The following is a 21,212-nucleotide window of genomic DNA, read 5'->3' on the forward strand; positions in this document are numbered from 1 at the left end:
TCAGTTAGAAAGTGTGTAAATATGGAATTTTCAAAGAAAACACGTGAATTATCAATTAAAAAAATGCAGGAACGTACCCTAGACCTCTTGATTATCGGTGGAGGAATCACAGGGGCTGGTGTAGCTTTACAGGCAGCAGCTAGTGGTCTAGATACTGGTTTGATTGAAATGCAAGACTTTGCAGAAGGAACATCTAGCCGTTCAACAAAATTGGTTCACGGAGGTCTTCGTTACCTTAAGCAATTTGACGTAGAAGTAGTATCAGATACGGTTTCAGAACGTGCAGTGGTACAACAAATTGCTCCACACATTCCAAAACCAGATCCAATGCTCTTGCCAGTTTACGATGAAGATGGAGCGACCTTTAGTCTCTTCCGTCTGAAAGTAGCCATGGATTTGTACGACCTTTTGGCAGGGGTTAACAATACGCCAGCTGCTAACAAAGTTTTGAGCAAGGATCAAGTCTTGGAACGCCAACCAAACTTGAAGAAAGAAGGTTTGGTAGGAGGTGGGGTTTACCTTGACTTCCGTAACAACGATGCGCGTCTCGTGATTGAAAATATCAAACGTGCCAACCAAGACGGTGCCCTCATTGCCAACCACGTGAAGGCAGAAGGCTTCCTCTTTGACGAAAGTGGCAAGATTACAGGTGTCGTAGCTCGTGATTTGTTGACAGACCAAGTCTTTGAAATTAAGGCCCGTCTGGTTATTAACACAACAGGTCCTTGGAGCGACAAGGTACGCAATTTGTCTAATAAGGGAACACAATTCTCACAAATGCGTCCAACTAAGGGAGTTCACTTGGTAGTGGATTCAAGCAAGATCAAGGTGTCACAGCCAGTTTACTTTGACACAGGTTTGGGTGACGGTCGTATGGTCTTTGTTCTCCCACGTGAAAACAAGACTTACTTTGGTACAACGGATACAGACTACACAGGTGATTTGGAACATCCAAAAGTGACTCAGGAAGATGTAGATTATCTACTTGGCATTGTCAATAATCGCTTCCCAGAAGCCAACATCACCATTGATGATATCGAAAGCAGCTGGGCAGGTCTTCGTCCATTGATCGCAGGCAATAGCGCTTCTGACTACAATGGCGGAAATAACGGTACCATTAGTGACGAAAGCTTTAACAACTTGATTGCGACTGTTGAATCTTATCTTTCTAAAGAAAAAACGCGTGAAGATGTTGAGTCTGCTGTCAGCAAGCTTGAAAGCAGTACCTCTGAGAAACACTTGGACCCATCTGCAGTTTCTCGTGGTTCTAGCTTGGACCGTGATGATAATGGTCTTTTGACCCTTGCTGGTGGTAAAATCACAGACTACCGTAAAATGGCTGAAGGAGCTATGGAGCGCGTGGTTGACATCCTCAAAACAGAATTTGACCGTAGCTTTAAACTCATCAATTCTAAGACTTACCCTGTTTCAGGTGGAGAATTGAACCCAGCAAATGTGGACTCAGAAATCGAAGCCTTTGCGCAACTTGGAGTGTCACGTGGTTTGGATAGCAAGGAAGCTCATTACCTAGCAAATCTCTACGGTTCAAATGCACCGAAAGTCTTTGCTCTCGCTCATAGCTTGGAACAAGCACCAGGACTCAGCTTGGCAGATACCTTGTCCCTTCACTATGCAATGCGCAATGAGTTGGCTCTGAGCCCAGTTGACTTCCTCCTTCGTCGTACCAACCACATGCTCTTTATGCGTGATAGTTTGGATAGCATCGTTGAGCCAGTTTTGAATGAAATGGGACGATTCTATGAATGGACAGAAGATGAAAAAATAGCTTACCGTGCTGATGTCGAATCAGCTCTTGCTAACAACGATTTAGCAGAATTAAAAAATTAAGAAAAAATAAAAGAGGTGGCGGGCCGGACTCCTAGTCTACCCTCTCCTCCTTTTTAATGGAGACAGAAAGATGATGAATGAATTATTTGGAGAATTTCTAGGGACTTTAATCCTAATTCTTCTAGGAAATGGTGTTGTAGCAGGTGTGGTTCTTCCTAAAACCAAGAGCAACAATGCAGGTTGGATTGTGATTACTATGGGTTGGGGGATCGCCGTTGCGATTGCCGTCTTTGTATCTGGCAAACTTAGTCCTGCACACTTAAACCCAGCTGTGACGCTTGGTGTAGCCTTAAAAGGTGACTTGCCTTGGGCTTCAGTATTCCCATATATCCTAGCTCAGTTCGCAGGAGCTATGGTGGCTCAGATTTTGGTTTGGTTGCAATTCAAACCGCATTATGATGCAGAAGAAAATGCAGGCAATATCCTGGCAACCTTTAGTACTGGACCAGCAATCAAGAACACAGTATCCAACTTGGTTAGCGAAATCCTTGGAACCTTTGTTTTGGTGTTGACAATCTTTGCTTTGGGTCTTTACGATTTTCAGGCAGGTATCGGAACCTTTGCAGTGGGGACTTTGATTGTCGGTATCGGTCTATCACTAGGTGGGACAACAGGATATGCCTTGAACCCTGCGCGTGACCTCGGTCCTCGTATCATGCACAGCATCTTGCCAATTCCAAACAAGGGAGACGGAGACTGGTCTTATGCCTGGATTCCTGTTGTGGGTCCTGTTATTGGTGCAGCCTTGGCAGTGCTTGTATTCTCACTTTTCTAGTTTATACTCTTCGAAAATCAAATTCAAACCACGTCAGCGTCGCCTTACCGTACTCAAGTACAGCTTGCGGCTAGCTTCCTAGTTTGCTCTTTGATTTTCATTGAGTATTAGAAAACAATTATTTTGATAGAGCTTGAGATGGAAATCTCAGGCTCTTTTTTAAAAATATACATAGAAAAACCGCATAATCCTTAAAATAAACTGAAATCTATTGAAAACATACGGTAAACAATTGAAAAAATACTATATAAAGTGGTACAATGGTAGAAAAATAAGCTAGTAAGAGTCTATCTTATTTAGCAAAAATTACAGAAATGAATGGTTTTTCTTGATGAAACAGAGAAAAGAATTGTACCTCTTTCTTGGTCGGACAGCCTTGTATTTTCTTATCTTTCTAGGGCTGCTTTACTTCTTTAGCTATCTTGGTCAGGGTCAAGGAAGCTTTATCTATAATGAATTTTAACTTGAAGGAGAATTCCTATTGTGTCAAATAAACCAATAGTAGATATGATTGAAACCATTGAGCATTTTGCTCAGACACAGCCTAACTATCCTGTTTATAATGTTTTGGGACAGGAACACACTTATGGAGATTTGAAGGCTGATTCGGATAGTTTGGCTGTAGCCATCGATCAACTGGATTTACCAGAGAAGTCTCCTGTGGTTGTTTTTGGAGGCCAAGAATATGAAATGTTGGCAATTTTTGTGGCTTTGACTAAGTCAGGACATGCCTACATTCCCATTGACAGCCATTCGGCTTTGGAGCGAGTTTCAGCTATTTTAGAAGTAGCAGAGCCAAGCTTGATTATTGCCATCTCAGATTTTCCATTGGAGCAGGTTTCGACACCTATGATGAATCTAGCTCAGGTTCAAGAAGCCTTTGCCCAAGGGAATAACTATGAAATCACGCATCCAGTCAAGCGCGATGATAACTACTACATTATCTTTACTTCTGGTACGACTGGTAAGCCTAAGGGAGTGCAGATTTCACATGATAACCTCCTCAGCTTTACCAACTGGATGATTACGGATAAGGAATTTGCGACGCCAAGTCGTCCGCAAATGCTGGCTCAGCCACCTTATTCTTTTGACTTGTCTGTTATGTACTGGGCACCGACCTTGGCACTTGGTGGTACGCTTTTCGCTCTTCCTTCAGCTATTACTCAGGATTTTAAGCAACTCTTTGCGACTATCTTTTCATTGCCAATCGCTATCTGGACATCAACGCCTTCCTTTGCAGATATGGCTATGTTGTCTGAAGACTTTAATAGCGAGAAAATGCCCGGCATCACGCATTTCTACTTTGATGGAGAAGAATTGACGGTTAAAACGGCTCAAAAACTGCGCGAGCGTTTCCCAAATGCCCGTATTATCAATGCTTACGGCCCAACAGAAGCGACAGTGGCCCTGTCAGCAGTTGCTGTGACAGATGAGATGCTAGCGACTCTCAAACGCCTACCAATCGGCTATACCAAGGCTGATTCTCCAACCTTTATCATTGATGAGGACGGCAATAAACTGCCAAGTGGTGAACAGGGAGAAATCATTGTTTCTGGACCAGCTGTTTCAAAAGGCTATATGAACAATCCTGAAAAAACAGCGGAAGCCTTCTTTGAGTTTGAAGGTCTGCCAGCCTATCACACAGGCGATGTGGGAACCATGACAGATGAGGGCTTACTTCTTTACGGTGGACGTATGGACTTCCAGATTAAGTTCAATGGTTACCGCATTGAGTTAGAAGATGTCTCTCAAAACCTCAACAAGTCTCGTTTTATCGAGTCTGCTGTCGCAGTTCCACGCTATAACAAGGACCACAAGGTGCAAAATCTACTGGCTTATGTCATCTTAAAAGATGGTGTTCATGAACAGTTTGAGCGTGATATCGATATTACCAAGGCCATCAAGGAAGATTTAACAGATATCATGATGTCCTACATGATGCCGTCTAAATTCCTTTACCGAGACAGTTTGCCACTGACTCCAAATGGAAAAATTGATATCAAAGGATTGATTAACGAGGTGAATAAGAGATGATGGAGTTCTTTCAACAGCTTCCTCATTTAGAGCCATACGGCAATCCTCAGTATTTTGTCTATGTGATTGCTGCAACCTTGCCCATCTTTATTGGTCTCTTTTTCAAGAAACGCTTCGCCTGGTATGAAGTGCTGGTTAGCCTCTTCTTTATCGTCACCATGTTGGTGGGTGGAAAGACCAATCAATTGGTTGCCTTGGGTATTTACCTTTGCTGGGAAATATTGCTCCTGCTTTTCTACAAGCATTATCGAAAAAGCAAGGATGGCAAGTGGGTCTTTTACTTAGTTAGTTTTCTGTCCCTACTTCCGATTATCTTTGTCAAGGTGCAACCGGCTATCAATGGAACGCAGTCTTTGCTTGGGTTCTTGGGGATTTCCTACCTGACTTTTCGTTCGGTTGGGATTATCATCGAGCTGAGAGATGGAGTGATTAAGGATTTTACCCTCTGGGAATTCCTCCGTTTCCTTCTCTTCATGCCGACTTTTTCAAGTGGTCCAATTGATCGCTTTAAGCGTTTTAATGAAAATTATCAGACCATTCCTGAGCGGGATGAGTTGATGGATATGCTGGATGAATCTGTTCGCTATATCATGTGGGGCTTTTTGTATAAGTTTATCCTAGCTCATGTTTTAGGAGAGACCTTGTTGCCTCCTCTGAAGAATTTAGCCTTGCAATCAGGTGGTTTCTTTAACCTCTATGCTTTAGCGGTTATGTATACCTTTGGTCTGGAGCTCTTCTTTGACTTTGCAGGTTACTCTATGTTTGCCTTAGCCATCTCAAACTTAATGGGAATCCGTAGTCCCATTAACTTTAACAAGCCCTTTTTATCAAGGGATTTAAAGGAGTTTTGGAATCGTTGGCACATGAGTCTTTCTTTCTGGTTCCGTGACTTTGTGTTTATGCGGATGGTCATGGTATTGACCAGAAAGAAGGTCTTTAAAAATCGTAATGTAACCTCAAGTGTGGCCTACGTTGTCAATATGCTAATCATGGGATTTTGGCATGGTGTGACCTGGTACTACATCGCCTATGGACTCTTTCATGGGATTGGACTGGTCATCAATGATGCCTGGGTTCGCAAGAAAAAAACGCTCAATAAGGAGTGGAAAAAAGCAGGGAAAGCTGCTCTACCTGAGAATCGCTGGATTCAGTTGCTTGGCATGGTTGTCACCTTCCATGTCGTCATGCTGTCATTCTTAATCTTTTCTGGATTTTTGAATGATTTATGGTTTAAAAAATAAAAGGAAATAAAATATGGATATCAAATCAGAAGTTATCGAAATTATTGATGAGTTGTTTATGGAAGATGTTTCTGACATGATGGATGAAGATCTTTTTGATGCAGGTGTCTTGGATAGTATGGGAACGGTTGAGTTGATTGTGGAGATTGAGAACCGTTTTGACATTCGTGTCCCTGTAACAGAGTTTGGTCGCGATGACTGGAATACAGCTAATAAAATCATAGCTGGTATTGTGGAGCTACAAAATGCTTAAACGCTTATGGACGATCTTCGGACCGGTCTTGATAGCTGGTTTGTTGGTTTTTCTGCTCATTTTCTTTTATCCTACTGAGATGCATCATAATCTAGGAGCTGAAAAGCGTTCAGCGGTGGCTACTACTATCGATAGTTTTAAGGAGCGAAGTCAAAAAGTCAGAGCACTATCTGATCCAAATATGCGTTTTGTTCCCTTCTTTGGCTCTAGTGAATGGCTTCGTTTTGACGGTGCTCATCCTGCGGTATTAGCTGAGAAATACAATCGCTCCTACCGTCCGTATCTTTTAGGACAGAGGGGAGCTGCATCGCTTAACCAGTATTTTGGAATGCAACAGATGTTGCCACAGCTAGAGAATAAACAAGTTGTGTATGTTATCTCACCTCAGTGGTTCAGTAAAAATGGCTATGAGCCAGCAGCTTTTCAGCAGTATTTTAATGGAGACCAGTTGACCAGTTTTTTGGAACATCAATCTGGAGATCAGGCTAGTCAATATGCAGCGACTCGCTTACTACAGCAGTTCCCAAACGTAGCTATGAAGGATTTGGTTCAGAAGTTGGCAAGCAAAGAAGAATTATCGACGGCAGACAATGAAATGATTGAATTATTGGCTCGGTTTAATGAACGCCAAGCCTCCTTTTTTGGTCAGTTTTCAGTTAGAGGCTATGTCAATTATGATAAGCATGTAGTTAAGTATTTAAAGACCTTGCCAGACCAGTTTTCTTATCAAGCTATAGAAGATATTGTTAAAGCAGATGCTGAAAAGAATACTTCCAATAATAATCTGGGAATGGAAAATTATTTCTATAATACGCAGATCAAGAAGGATCTGAAGAAATTAAAGGACTCTCAGAAAAGCTTTACCTATCTCAAGTCGCCAGAGTATAATGACTTGCAGTTGGTTTTAACCCAGTTTTCTAAATCTAAGGTCAACCCGATTTTTATCATTCCACCTGTTAATAAAAAATGGATGGACTACGCTGGTCTACGAGAGGATATGTACCAACAAACGGTGCAGAAGATTCGCTACCAGTTAGAAAGTCAAGGTTTTACCAATATAGCAGATTTTTCTAAGGATGGCGGGGAGCCTTTCTTTATGAAGGACACCATTCACCTTGGTTGGTTGGGTTGGTTGGCTTTTGACAAGGCAGTTGATCCTTTCCTATCCAATCCAACCCCAGCTCCGACTTACCATCTGAATGAGTGCTTTTTCAGCAAAGACTGGGCGACTTATGATGGAGATGTCAAGGAATTTCAATAGGTGAATATAGAAGTGGAGGCTGGGACAAAAAGATTTTGATTTTAGGAATTCTTTATTATAAATTTCTAAAATCGATAGATTAGATAAAAAAGCGAACAAGACAGAATTCTGAGTGTCAGAAAACTCGTTTGTTCGCTTTTTATATTTAAGGTTAGACTTTTGTCCCAGATTCTTTTTATTAATCTTTAGGCTATCACAGATTATTCTGCCTGTTTTCATTTTACTTATTGAAAGTATTATCAGAGAATCTGGAAACAGGAGCTCCTTCAGAATATTATATTAGCATTTACTTGACTGTTCTTTTATTGGAGAGAAGACTTATCATATGCTATAATTTTAGGTAAGAAGCACTTAGAAACAGTGTATTTAAATATAGTACTCTTCAAAAATCTCTTCAAACCACGTCAGCGTCGCCTTACCGTAGGTATGGTTACTGACTTCGTCAGTTCTATCTGCAACCTCAAAGCAGTGCTTTGAGCAACCTACGGCTAGCTTCCTAGTTTGCTATTTGATTTTCATTGAGTATAAGTTGAAATGATTGATTTTGTATGATTCTATGATTATGAAGCGAATGTTTCTAAGTCCTGTTAGACAAAAAAATCTACTTGTAAAAAATTTTAAGGAGATAAATTTGAAAAATATAATCTTTTGCACGTCCCCATTTCAAGTTTTAGTCGCAAAAGAAGTCGTTCAGACTGTTTCAGAAGATTTTATTGGGATTTATCTAAAGATGTCAGATGATCAGAGACAGACTTACTATGCTGAACGGATGAAGGAATTTTGTAAGGAAGTCATTGTTTTAGAAGGAAAAACTGTTTTAGACGATATGCGGGAAGCTTTAAAAGGGAAGTCTGTCAGTAATATCTATTTAGCGAGCTTAGATAATCCTGTAGCGCTTAATCTATTTAATCCCAGTACGATGAATTTGTATAGCTTTGATGATGGTAGTACTTCAATTGTGCCGCTTAATTTCTATACACAAGGTCTTGACAGGACGATTCAAGCTACACATTTTACTATGAGGGAGGTCCTGTCATTTTCAACTAGACATTATACGGTATTTGAGGATTGCATTCTCTTTCCAAAAGAGAAACAGGTCTTTTTAAAGCTTGATATTAAACCAATTGATTTTCATAGAGCTAAGAATGGTAAAAAAATAAGTGTTTTTTTGGGGCAATTTTTAGCCTCTCTCCCTTATCAGGAATCTTTTGAAATCACTAGACAATTGACTTCAAAAATTTTAGATGAAAAGAAGATTGATTACTACTATCCTCACCCTAGAATTCCTTTGAATGTCTCACCAGATAAATTCAAAGAAACTAGGTTCTGTTTTGAAGAAGAAATTTATCTTTTGCTAGAGGAATATGAGTTCGTTGAGGTTCATAGTTTTTATTCGACAGCACTTTTATTGATAAAAGATATAGAAGGAGTATCGGTTCATGGTTATCGTACTTTTTTAACAACTCATGAATCAGATGTTTTTGCAAAATTGGGTGTACCCTATCAAAATGTATCTCAATCAGGTACACAGGTTGATATTGTTATGCCTACGTACAATAATGAAGAGACTATTCAACTCTCAATTGAATCTGTTTTAAATCAGACTCATGAAAATTTCAATTTAATTATCGTTGATGATGGTTCTACAGATAGAACAGAAGAAATTTGTAAATCCTATCATTGGGAGCCAAGAATCAAATATTTCAAAAAAGAACACGGTGGAATTTCAAAAGCTTTGAATTTTGGAATTTCTAAAAGCGATAGTATGTATATAGCTAGACAGGATGCTGATGATTTGTGGGCTCCATGGCATTTAGGCTTACTATTATATAGACTAGAAAAAGAAAGTCATTTAGATATTATTGGAGCTAAAGTGATTGCTGAAGAGGATAAACTATCTGATAAGCTTATATACAACAAATTTAATGAATTATCAGGAGAGTTGTTATGGTTATACCTTGCTTACCGAAATATATTTAACCATTCAACTGTCATTTTTAAGCGTTCTGCATATGATGAAGCAGGAGGTTATCATTCTGACTTTGATGGAATGGAAGATTGGCACTTATGGGCGAGATTGGTCACAAAGGATAATGCTCTCATTCTCAATACTGTTACAACCTATTATCGCTTATCAAATCAGCATAGACGAGAAATGGCTTTTAGATCACGATTGGCTAAAAGTCGAGGGCTGTCGTTAGAGGAGGTATTGAAACATGACTAAAGTGTTTACTATAAAGGAACATCTTCCTATCAATATCTATGGCTTTGAAAGAAGTCAATTGGCACGTCAAGAAATTTTTAAAAGTCTGCAAGTAGAGCAAGAAATTGTTTTAACAAATTTGGGGAATTTTGTAGCGAATTTTGTAGAAACATTGGAAAAGCTTGGCTTTGAAAACTTCTATCATGTTATTTTTGATCAGTCAGACCTGGCTAGACAAAAACCGAGTGTCCCAAAAGAATTTGTGCAAGACCTAAGCAATGTTACCGACGTAGAGTATACAAATAAAGGATATGTAGGTTTGGTCCACTATGAAAATGGCGATATTGAATGTTATACTTCTCAATTGCTTTATCGCTTCCATTGTCAAGAAGAACAATTTACCCTTTATGATAGTAAAGGAGAGCTACTAAAGGGAGATGTAGCTGGAAATTACCATTCTTATCAAAACCTAAGAAGTGGAGAAACCTATACGCAATGGCAATTAGTTAGTCTTTATTTAGCTAATCATTCTACGATAGATGATCGATTTATCATTGATATGGTAAATGAATATCCTCTTCAATTGAGAAAATTTTTCCAAAATACAGGCCGGAAATTATTTGCTTACACCCATTACAATATTTTAGACCCTATGATGAAGTTTGTCTTACAAGGCTGGTGTCAGAATATCGTTGCAAGTCCTGTTTTAGAGCAGATGATAGGGAAAGATAAGGTTCGCTTTTTACCTCCAATGTTTGTGGATGAAGTTTTGGAAAAAGAATATGCAACAGTTACCGATTGGTGTATCGTTGGTAATATGACCATGGTGAAACGTTGTGCATGGGCTATCGAGGCCTTTAGACAAGTTCCTGATAGTCAGCTAACGATTTATGGAAACCTACCTAAAGGTTATAGACAGGAAGACTTACCGCTGAATGTCCATTATGCAGGTTTTCTAGAAGAAGTTCCTTATGAGAAACACCGAGGCTATCTATCGTGTTCTATGAGTGAATGTTTTGCTAATTCGGCTGTGGAAGCATCTGCCAAGGGCTTGGTCTGTCTCTTGTCGGACACAGATTTAGCTCACAGATACTACAAGAATCAATCTAAAGTTGTCACAACATTTGGTGACATTGGAGAGTTAATCTTGTGGTTAAATGCTTATCAAAAAGAAGGCCGTTATGCATCGGCAACCTTTGCTAAAGACTATCAAAAGAGGGAAACTTTGGAGTTATATAAGTTTACATTATCTCTGTAAAATGCTATAATAGATGATAATACATCGATTTAATATATATATATATTAAATCGTCGAAAAACAATGAATTTTTTGGAGAATAGTATTTTATGTTTCATAATAAACAAGAAAAATTTTCCCTTCGTAAGTATAAAGATGGACGTACAGATTCTAAACTTATTGGGGCAACAATTTTAGCGACAGGTGTGGCTTTATCCATTGGTGCAAGTCCAGTATTTGCAGCTGTTTCATCAAATGGTACAGACACAGCAACAGTAGTGAGTGATACTTCAAAAGTAGCATCTACATCAGCTACAACATTCACAGATGATAAAAATTCTAAAACTGTAAAAGTGGATGCAGTATTAGGAAAAGATGTAGCCGAACCAACAAAAGCGAATCAAAACACAGGTGATGTGGACGGTAATGATACAGTAAACTTCAAAACAGAAGCAACCGTCAATTATAAACTTGAGTCTGACAAGTCATTACTGAAAACAGAAACAGTAGAAGGTGAAAAAGGTACAGTAACAACTCCTTATGATAAAAAAGGAATTGCTTATGATACTGATGGTAAAGACTATCGTGAATCAACTGTAGCCAAAACAGGAGCTGAGGTAACAGCTGAAACGGGTAAAAAAGATACAGTAGAAGCAAATAACAAGGTTTATGAATACGTTCGTTCTGAAGTAGAGGGTGCTGATAAAGCAACTTATGAAAAAAAAAGCTTCAACAACATCGAAGCAAGAGTATCTCCAGAAGGAATGCACAATAAACTAGGGGAAATCGATTATACAAAAACAACAGGGAAAGTTTATCTAGTTGAAGAAATAGCTGATGGACAATACGGAAAATTTGTAGAAGCTAATGGTGTAACTAGCGATGAAGATGCCGTTACAAAATGGAAAGCTGGCCAAGCTGATGCCAAAGATTTCAGGAAAGAAAATGTAACCCTTCAAGAAGGTGATACAGTCCTTGTAATGGATAAAGACACGTATGCGGTGGGTGATAATAAGAAAGTAACAACTACTAAAAAATATCATTCGCCATCGTTTGAAGTTGAGAATCTAACATATGCTCTAACCAAATTTGAGGCGAGTACATACTTGCTTGATGAGAAAGAGAATGTATCAAGTGAATTCTATAGAGCAGGTGCTGATGGGGTATTTGGAACCGCGGATGATGAAAAAGTGGACGAAATAGATAGGCTTTATAAACTGAATGATTCCGAAGGAGATAATATAGAATACGGCCAAGACTACTTCAAAGGAAAAAAGAAAGGTGATTCAGAATTAAAAAATGCTAGGCCAGCTGACATTTTAAAGAATGATTATCACTTTTATTACGAATTGCTGAAATATGCCGAAGAAAAAGCTAGAGATTTTGGAGATGAAGCAGGTTTAGCGAAGGTAATAGCTGCTAAAGAAGGATTAGATAATTTTATTGAAGAGAAAAGTAAAAATATCGATATAGGTTATATAAAAAAGGGGGACAATAGTGTTGAATATGGTTATAATTTAGGAAATAGTTTTTTTGATAATGATCCAGAAAGGAAGTCTTATAAGAAGGATATTGAAAATATAATCGGAGACTTCACAATTAAAAAAGAGAATACGACTAAAGAAGTAGATGGTATTATTGAAAAAACCAGAATAAGTACAAGAGTGTTCACATTTTTAACTTCTGACTCATCGGATAATGGTAGTGCAGAATATTTTAATAACGAAGAAATTAAACTTCAATACGTAGCAATTGTCACAAAAGAAAATATGACGGGAGAGCTTATTGAAACACTTGTAAGAAACCAAGAATTTAATGAATTAACTAAAAAAGGAACTGTAACAGTTGAAGAAGATGGAACAGTTACAGTAGTATCACCTGAAGAATCTGTGGAATTTAAGGTGTATAAAGGTGATACAGATGAGGAAATAAAAGGAACAAACGAACGTTACACTATAACTGATAATGATAAGATTAGCTTCTTTAGTACTAAAGACATAACAACTCATAATGAAACAACCTACACTACAAAAGAAGTGATTACTCCGATTCGTGCTTATAAAGTAATGAGTGAAGCAAAACCAGTCGTAACTCATTATTATAGGGAAAAAATCACAAAAGAAGAAGCAGGAGAAGCAAGAGCTTCTAAGCAAGGTAGCGTAGTTATCAAGTATGTCACAACTGATGGGAAACAACTGAAATCAGAAACTGATAAAAAAAATGTAACGCTAGAAACAAAAACGATTGTAAGTCTATATTCAGGTGAAACAAAAGTTGGTGAACGTACAGATGTTGCAACTGTAGAACAAAACTATGACACAACAGATAAACAATATCCGACGCTAGTAGATGCTGAAACGGGATATACATATGAGTATGTAGGTCTAAAACAAGGATCACCAGCAGCTAGTGGAAAAGTAGTAGAAGGAACAACAGAAGTTGTTTACGAATACCGTCTAGTAAGTGAAGAAGAGAAAACCCCATCTAAATCAGAAGTTACAAAAACAGGTTCAGTTGATGTAAAACACGTTGTAATCAACGAAGATGGAAGCTTGAAAACATTAAAAGAAACAGAAGTAGTGAAGAATAATGTTCCTCTAGAGTATGAAGACACTTATGTAACTTACTCAAAAGGAGTGAAGGTTTCTGAACGCACAGAAAAACGCACAGTAACAGAAAACTATGACACAACGGATAAACAATATCCGACGCTAAAAGATGAAGCTACAGGTTTAGTTTATAAATATGTAGGACCAACATCTGACTCAGCTTCAGCAACTGGTGATGTGACTGAAGGTGAAAAACACGTTATTTATAGCTATACGTTAGATAAACAAGAAGAAACAACACCATCTAAAGTAGTTGATACTAAAGGTTCTGTAGTTGTTAAATTCGTTGATGCTAATGGTAATGAAATCAAAAATGCTGAAAATGTAGTAACAGATGCAGTTATTAAAACAACGAAAACATACGCGACTAAGTCAGGTGATGTAGTTCTATCAACGCGTGATGAAGTAACAAATAACGATGTAGATTACAGTACTGAAAACAATAAAGTACAAACAATCATAACAGTGGGTGGTAAGAAATACACATTCTATCGCGTATTACCAGTAGATACTAATTTCAACAACGTAGTAGAAGAAACTGGTAAGGTGAAAGAAGGAACTACAACAGTTGTTTATCAATACGATGAAATCATTCCAGTTGATCCCACTAAACCTAATGAAGGGGATAATACTCCTCCAAAACCAGAGGATAAGATTCCTAATGATCCACAAAACCGTTCATACAAAGATCTAGGTCTATTAACAGAAGTGAAACGTAATATCTCTTACGTTTACGAAAATGGACCAAAAGCTGGGCAAGAGGCATCTACTCCTGTTAACCAAAATGCACGTTTCACAAGAAGTGAAGAAATCAATAGTAGAACCGGTGAAGTAGTATACACAAGCGAATGGACTAAAGAACAAAAACTTGCTGAAGTAGTATCACCAAAAATCGATAAATACTCTGTAGACAAAGAAAAAGTAGCAGAATTACCAGTAACACACGAATCAACTGACAGTAGTGAAATTGTAAAATACCGTGAAAATCCTGAAATTATCGAACACGATGTAGCGAAAGATAAAAAAGGTTCTGTAGTTGTTAAGTATGTAGACGCTCAAGGAAATGAAATTGACACTGCAGTTACTGTTAAAGATAATGTAGTAGTAGAAAAAGCTACGACAAAAGTCTATGCTGATTGTGATGCCGAAACAACATACACACCAACAAATGAAGAATATAGCACAGTAGAAAATCGTAAAGAAACAATAGAATTTAACGGTAAGAAATATATTTACCGACGAGTACTACCAGTGTCAACAACTCTAGGAAACTCAGATAAAGAATCAGGTAAAATTCCAGAAGGAACAACAACGGTTATTTATCAATACGCAGAAGAAGTAGAACCATTTATTCCGCCATTCCCACCAAAAGAGGAAGTGCCAGAATACAATGGAAAAGTAGATGATGCTGAAAAAGATAAAAAAGGAACAGTAATCGTTAAATTTGTAGATGTTAATGAAAACTTCCTTGCATCAGATGTTGTTGTAAAAGATAATGTAGTTGTAGCTAAAGCAAGTACTACAATTACGGGCGATAAGGCAGAGACTACATACACTGCGACTGGTGAAGAGTATGCGGTGACACCACCACAAACGATTGAAGTGGATGGAGTGACATTCCGATTGAAACGTGTTCTTCCAGCTTCTGATAAGTTCAACAATACGATTGAGGAAAAAGGACTGGTTAAAGAAGGTGTTACTACTATTGTTTACCAATATGTAATGCAAATGGATGCTCCAAAAGTAGAAGTTCCTGAGTTTGACGGTGGAGTGGTTCCGTTAGATCCTCCAGTTGTGGACATTCCAGAGTTGAAGATTCCTGAAGAGCCTAAGCCAGAGCCAAAACCGGAACCGAAACCAGAGCCTAAGCCAGAACCGACTCCAACACCAACACCTACTCCTACCCCTCAACAAAACGAAAATCCGGAAACACCTAAAGTTCCGAATAACTCAGTTCCATCAACTTATCATTCTGGTGGAAGTACTTATCCAGCTCCATCAAGGGAAGTATCTCAATTGCCAAATACAGGTACTGAGTCAAATGCAACCTTAGCAGCATTTGGATTTGTTGGCATTTTGAGTGGATTAAGCCTTGTTCTACGTAAGAAGGATAGTGAATAGTATTTGCTCAAAATATTGATTTATCAACTGTAGTAGGTTGGTGTTAGCTAAAATTTGGAGAGGACAATCACTGTCTTCTCCACTTTTTATGTTAAGAGGGATAAAATAAGAGGACTTGTGCTTGATGAGATTGTTAGTATTTTCTGATTTGGTGTTGTAATAAGGTGATTGAAAAGTGTTGCTAATCCTATCATTACTCTATCCGTTTTTATCTTATTTCTAGGAAGGTTAGATGAAAGAAAAATCTAAACCGATAGCCATTATTCTGATTCGTTCTGGATCTCGATGCTTAGTGGATAAAAATATTAAATCACTTGCAGGCAAACCCTTGGTTTTCTATACGATAGAGGTCGCTCTAGCCTCCAAGTTATTTAGTGAAATATGGGTATCGTCAGATTCTCCCACCTATCTGGAACTCTGTCGTCAAGTCTATCCAGAGATTTGCTGTGTCCACAGACCAAAAGAACTGGCCTTGTCAACAACCTCTAGTCTAGCAACTTTATGCGATTTTTTACAACCCTTTGAAGAGAATCAAGTATTCGTTAATTTACAGGTGACTTCACCCTTGAGAGAGGTAGATCACCTTACCGAATCCTATCAACTCTACTGCAAGTCTGGAGCAGATCATTTGATTTCCTGTGTCAAGGCAGACAAGAGTCGTAGTCTTTACTTGCAGTTGGAAGAGTCGCCATTTATCCGTCCACTTCAAGTTTCCAAGCACTATGCTCGTCAGAAAGAGCCTCTTTACTACTATCCCAACGGAAGTATTTGGATTTCTCGTAAGAGTCTTTACCTACGGGATGAGAGCTTTTATACAGATAAGACAGTAGCTTATGAAATGCCAAAGCTCTATTCTTATGATATCGATGATGAGTTGGATTTTGAAGTCGTGGAGACTTTGTTACAACGCCACTACCTAGGTAAGAAAATAAGATAAAATGCCTCATTGTTACTATAATAAACTTGCGCACAAAGATTGACCATCCTATGAAGAGTTCAAGAATGAAGCCGATTTTTACGTTTTTTCTTGACTCTTTTTTTGCTTGTGATATAATTAACTGGTAAACAAAATGTCAAAGAATAGTATTTTTCTCTTAAAAAGAGAAGTTCAAAAGGAAAGGAGTCAGATATGAGACAGCTAGCGAAGGATATCGATGGCTTTTTGAATGAGGTGATTTTACAGGCAGAAAATCAGCATGAAATCCTAATAGGTCATTGCACTAGCGAGGTGGCTCTGACCAATACTCAGGAGCATATTCTCATGCTCTTGTCAGAGGAATCTTTAACCAATTCAGAGTTGGCGCGTCGTCTCAATGTCAGTCAGGCAGCAGTTACCAAGGCCATTAAGTCTTTGGTCAAGGAAGGGATGTTGGAAACGTCTAAAGATCCTAAGGATGCGCGTGTGATTTTTTATCAGTTGACTGATTTGGCTCGTCCAATCGCTGAGGAGCATCATCATCACCATGAGCATACACTTTTAACCTATGAACAAGTGGCGACTCAGTTTACTCCAAATGAACAAAAAGTGATCCAGCGGTTTTTGACTGCTTTAGTAGGAGAAATCAAATAATGAGATATATTACGGTAGAGGATTTATCCTTCTATTATGATAAGGAGCCCGTTCTTGAACATATCAATTATAGTGTTGATAGTGGGGAATTTGTTACCTTGACGGGGGAGAATGGGGCAGCTAAGACGACACTGATTAAGGCCAGTCTTGGAATTCTCCAACCACGCATTGGAAAGGTGACCATTTCAAAGACAAATACGCAGGGTAAGAAATTGAGAATAGCCTACCTTCCTCAACAGATTGCCAGTTTTAATGCTGGTTTTCCAAGTACGGTTTATGAATTTGTCAAGTCCGGTCGCTATCCACGAAAGGGTTGGTTCCGTCGTTTGAATGCTCATGATGAGGAGCATATCAAGGCTAGTTTGGACTCAGTTGGTATGTGGGAACACCGAGACAAACGCTTAGGGTCTCTATCTGGAGGACAAAAGCAGCGAGCGGTGATTGCGCGTATGTTTGCTTCGGATCCAGATGTGTTTATCCTAGATGAGCCGACAACGGGGATGGATGCAGGAAGTAAAAACGAATTTTACGAACTCATGCACCACAGCGCCCATCATCATGGCAAGGCTGTTTTGATGATTACCCATGACCCTGAAGAAGTTAAGGACTATGCGGACCGCAATATTCATCTAGTCCGTAACCAAGACTCGCCATGGCGTTGTTTCAACGTTCATGAGAATGATCAGGAGGTGGGCCATGCTTAGTTTGTTATCTTATGACTTTATGCAACGTGCCTTTCTGGCCGTTATTGCCATGAGTCTTTTCTCGCCAGTATTGGGGACCTTCCTTATCTTGCGCCGTCAGAGTTTGATGAGTGATACCCTCAGCCACGTCTCGCTTTCAGGTGTAGCCTTTGGTCTGGTACTAGGGATTTCTCCAACTATTTCTACTATTGCCATTGTCTTGATTGCGGCGATCTTTCTGGAGTATCTCCGTACGGTTTATAAGAGTTTTATGGAAATCGGGACAGCTATCCTCATGTCAACAGGTCTGGCTGTTTCTCTGATTGTTATGAGCAAGGGTAAAAGCTCGAGTTCTATGAGTTTGGACCAGTATCTTTTTGGTTCAATCGTGACTATCAGTGAGGAGCAGGTTATTTCCCTCTTTGTCATTGCAGCGGTTGTCTTGATTTTGACCTTCCTCTTCCTTCGTCCAATGTATATCCTGACCTTTGATGAGGATACGGCCTTTGTGGATGGCTTGCCTGTTCGTACCATGTCCATTCTTTTTAACATGGTGACAGGGGTGGCCATTGCCCTTATGATTCCTGCTGCAGGAGCTCTTTTGGTATCGACTATCATGGTCTTACCAGCTAGTATTGCCCTGCGTCTGGGGAAAAACTTTAAATCGGTTATGCTGCTTGCCAGTGCTATTGGATTTTTGGGAATGGTAGCAGGACTTTACATTTCCTACTATGCAGAAACACCTGCAAGTGCAAGTATTACCATTATTTTTGTAACTGTCTTTTTACTAATCAGTTTAGTAAGACGTTTTATCAAATAGGAGACTAAGATGAAAAAAATTAGCTTATTACTAGCCAGTCTATGTGCCTTGTTTTTAGTGGCTTGTTCCAATCAAAAGCAAGCAGATGGCAAACTCAATATCGTGACAACCTTTTACCCTGTCTATGAATTTACCAAGCAAGTAGCAGGAGATACTTCTAATGTAGAACTTCTCATCGGTGCTGGTACAGAACCCCATGAATATGAACCGTCTGCCAAGGCAGTTGCCAAAATCCAAGATGCAGATACCTTTGTCTATGAAAATGAAAACATGGAAACTTGGGTTCCTAAATTGCTAGATACTTTGGATAAGAAAAAAGTGAAAACCATCAAGGCGACAGGTGATATGTTGCTCTTGCCAGGTGGTGAGGAAGAAGAGGGAGACCATGACCATGGCGAAGAAGGCCATCACCATGAGTTTGACCCCCATGTTTGGTTATCACCAGTTCGTGCCATTAAACTTGTAGAGCACATCCGTGATAGCTTGTCAGCAGATTATCCTGATAAAAAAGAGACCTTTGAGAAGAATGCTGCTGCCTATATCGAAAAATTACAAGCCTTGGATAAGGCTTATGCAGAAGGCTTGTCTCAAGCCAAACAAAAGAGCTTTGTAACGCAACACGCAGCCTTTAACTATCTCGCTTTAGACTATGGGCTCAAACAAGTCGCTATCTCAGGACTTTCTCCAGATGCAGAGCCATCAGCTGCACGTCTGGCAGAATTGACAGAGTACGTCAAGAAAAATAAAATCGCCTATATCTACTTTGAAGAAAATGCCTCACAAGCCCTTGCTAACACACTTTCAAAAGAGGCAGGTGTCAAAACAGATGTCCTTAATCCTTTAGAAAGTCTGACAGAAGAGGACACCAAGGCGGGAGAAAATTACATCTCTATCATGGAGAAAAACCTCAAGGCTCTAAAACAAACAACAGACCAAGAAGGTCCAGCTATCGAACCTGAAAAGGCAGAGGATACCAAGACAGTTCAAAATGGTTACTTTGAGGATGCAGACGTCAAGGACCGCACTTTGAGTGACTATGCAGGTAACTGGCAATCAGTTTATCCTTTCCTTGAAGATGGTACGTTTGACCAAGTCTTTGACTACAAGGCTAAGTTGACTGGTAAGATGACTCAGGCAGAGTACAAGGCCTACTATACAAAAGGCTATCAGACAGATGTCACTAAGATTAACATTACTGATAATACTATGGAATTTGTTCAAGGTGGACAAAGCAAGAAATACACTTACAAGTATGTGGGTAAGAAAATCTTGACTTACAAGAAAGGCAATCGTGGCGTGCGCTTCCTCTTTGAAGCAACGGATGCGGACGCTGGACAGTTCAAGTATGTTCAGTTTAGTGACCACAATATCGCCCCAGTTAAGGCAGAACATTTCCATATTTTCTTTGGAGGCACAAGCCAAGAAGCCCTCTTTGAAGAAATGGACAACTGGCCAACCTACTACCCAGATAACCTATCTGGCCAAGAAATTGCCCAAGAAATGTTGGCGCATTGATGAGAAACCGACTAGTTCATAAGAGCTAGTCGGTTTTTGGGTACTAGATAGCTAACTGCATTATAGACCTTTCAGAACTTTAAACAATAAATAAAACTCTTGAAATATCGGGGTCTGTATGTTAGAATGATTTTAATGGATAAGGTTCATTAGAACATCAAAGCCCTTAACTAGTGCGATAGTTAAGGGGTGTTTTGGTATATTCTATAGGAATAGAAAAAGACCCTCTAAACTTTGTAGAGAGCCTTAAAAAAATCAAAATAAAAAGATAACCCCAGGCACATAGGAATGCTCAACCTTTCAGTCTACCCCATTCTGGGACCCAGCGTTTATCCTTCACAAGTTATCTTATTGAGTCCATTATATCACACTTATGGAAAATGTAAGAAATTTGTATAGTATTTTTAAATGAATTGATGAAAAATCAAATACCTTTCAGAACTAAGGAATTTTAAATAATAAATAAAACTCTTGAAATATCTGGACCTGTATGTTAGAATAAAATCGATAGGCAAGGTTCATTAGAACACCAAATCCCTTAACTATTGCAGTAGTTAAGGGATTTTTTGACGTATTTTAGCGATTTAACGGGTGTTTACAGGCTAGTCATTCGGTCTACTTCCTACCATCTAGCCATTTGCAGACGAAATACAAGATAATTCCTGCTATGACGTCCGCTACAATAGTAAGAACGAGCTCTGGGGCAAGGTTCATTAGTTTCACCTCCTCTCACGAACCGTAAGGAACGTAATCGGTAACCGATGACAAAAATAGTATATCACATTAAATTTAGATCATCAACATTGCTTAATGCTTGAAATATTAGGACTTATATGCTATAATGTAATTAGTGTATAAGGTTCATTAGAACACCAAAGCCCCTAACTAGTGCCATAGTTAAGGGCTTTTTTGACGTATCTTAGCGATTTAACGGGTGTTGATAGGCTAGTCATTCGGTCTACTTCTTACCATCTAGCCATTTGCAGACGAAATACAAGATAATTCCAGCTATAACATCCGCTATAATAGTAAGAGCAAGCTC

At 39.0% G+C, this 21,212-nt stretch carries 15 protein-coding genes; all 15 read left to right on the top strand.

The annotated features are described in order from the left end of the window. Positions 1-21 precede the first annotated feature (21 nt). Positions 22-1,848, top strand: coding sequence for a type 1 glycerol-3-phosphate oxidase (glpO, locus tag HT689_RS03030; RefSeq protein ID WP_173224928.1), 1,827 nt, complete (start codon positions 22-24; stop codon positions 1,846-1,848). 70 nt (positions 1,849-1,918) lie between these two features. Next, positions 1,919-2,623 carry an MIP/aquaporin family protein gene (locus HT689_RS03035; protein WP_173224931.1) on the top strand — a complete coding sequence of 235 codons (705 nt, stop codon included), beginning with the start codon at positions 1,919-1,921 and terminating at the stop codon, positions 2,621-2,623. A 331-nt stretch (positions 2,624-2,954) separates the two neighbouring features. Next, positions 2,955-3,086: a teichoic acid D-Ala incorporation-associated protein DltX gene (locus HT689_RS03040; protein ID WP_000813667.1), complete on the top strand. Its 132-nt coding sequence runs from the start codon at positions 2,955-2,957 to the stop codon at positions 3,084-3,086. A gap of 20 nt (positions 3,087-3,106) precedes the next feature. Beyond that, the gene (gene dltA, locus HT689_RS03045; protein ID WP_173224934.1) at positions 3,107-4,657 is read left to right on the top strand and encodes a D-alanine--poly(phosphoribitol) ligase subunit DltA; all 1,551 of its coding nucleotides are present in this window, start codon (positions 3,107-3,109) and stop codon (positions 4,655-4,657) included. Beyond that, on the top strand, positions 4,654-5,898 hold the full coding sequence (gene dltB, locus HT689_RS03050) for a D-alanyl-lipoteichoic acid biosynthesis protein DltB (protein WP_173224937.1): 1,245 nt from the start codon (positions 4,654-4,656) through the stop codon (positions 5,896-5,898). Before dltA ends, dltB begins: the two co-directional genes overlap by 4 nt. A 13-nt stretch (positions 5,899-5,911) precedes the next feature. Continuing rightward, on the top strand, positions 5,912-6,151 hold the full coding sequence (gene dltC, locus HT689_RS03055; RefSeq protein ID WP_000351967.1) for a D-alanine--poly(phosphoribitol) ligase subunit DltC: 240 nt from the start codon (positions 5,912-5,914) through the stop codon (positions 6,149-6,151). Next, the gene (gene dltD, locus HT689_RS03060; RefSeq protein ID WP_173224940.1) at positions 6,144-7,412 is read left to right on the top strand and encodes a D-alanyl-lipoteichoic acid biosynthesis protein DltD; all 1,269 of its coding nucleotides are present in this window, start codon (positions 6,144-6,146) and stop codon (positions 7,410-7,412) included. Before dltC ends, dltD begins: the two co-directional genes overlap by 8 nt. A gap of 631 nt (positions 7,413-8,043) precedes the next feature. Continuing rightward, positions 8,044-9,636, top strand: coding sequence for a glycosyltransferase family 52 (locus HT689_RS03065; protein WP_173224943.1), 1,593 nt, complete (start codon positions 8,044-8,046; stop codon positions 9,634-9,636). Further along, positions 9,629-10,873 (top strand): glycosyltransferase, encoded by a 1,245-nt coding sequence (locus HT689_RS03070; protein ID WP_173224946.1) that lies wholly within the window; start codon positions 9,629-9,631, stop codon positions 10,871-10,873. The genes HT689_RS03065 and HT689_RS03070 overlap by 8 nt, the downstream gene beginning before the upstream one ends. Positions 10,874-10,962: 89 nt before the next feature. Continuing rightward, entirely contained in the window at positions 10,963-15,582 is a 4,620-nt protein-coding gene (locus HT689_RS03075) for an SIALI-17 repeat-containing surface protein (RefSeq protein ID WP_173251451.1), read from the top strand. Between the two features lie 232 nt (positions 15,583-15,814). After that, entirely contained in the window at positions 15,815-16,519 is a 705-nt protein-coding gene (locus tag HT689_RS03080; protein WP_173251449.1) for an acylneuraminate cytidylyltransferase family protein, read from the top strand. 192 nt (positions 16,520-16,711) lie between these two features. Next, positions 16,712-17,152, top strand: coding sequence for a zinc-dependent transcriptional regulator AdcR (gene adcR / locus HT689_RS03090; RefSeq protein ID WP_001249314.1), 441 nt, complete (start codon positions 16,712-16,714; stop codon positions 17,150-17,152). Continuing rightward, positions 17,152-17,856: a metal ABC transporter ATP-binding protein gene (locus tag HT689_RS03095; RefSeq protein ID WP_001269496.1), complete on the top strand. Its 705-nt coding sequence runs from the start codon at positions 17,152-17,154 to the stop codon at positions 17,854-17,856. Before adcR ends, HT689_RS03095 begins: the two co-directional genes overlap by 1 nt. Next, complete coding sequence (locus HT689_RS03100; protein ID WP_049535472.1) at positions 17,849-18,655, top strand: metal ABC transporter permease; 807 nt, start codon at positions 17,849-17,851, stop codon at positions 18,653-18,655. The genes HT689_RS03095 and HT689_RS03100 overlap by 8 nt, the downstream gene beginning before the upstream one ends. Before the next feature lie 9 nt (positions 18,656-18,664). Beyond that, positions 18,665-20,170, top strand: a complete 1,506-nt coding sequence (adcA, locus tag HT689_RS03105) for a zinc ABC transporter substrate-binding lipoprotein AdcA (protein WP_173224956.1) — start codon at positions 18,665-18,667, stop codon at positions 20,168-20,170. The last annotated feature ends 1,042 nt before the right edge of the window (positions 20,171-21,212 follow it).

It is taken from the genome of Streptococcus sp. 2342, assembly GCF_013276795.1.
Classification (GTDB): domain Bacteria; phylum Bacillota; class Bacilli; order Lactobacillales; family Streptococcaceae; genus Streptococcus.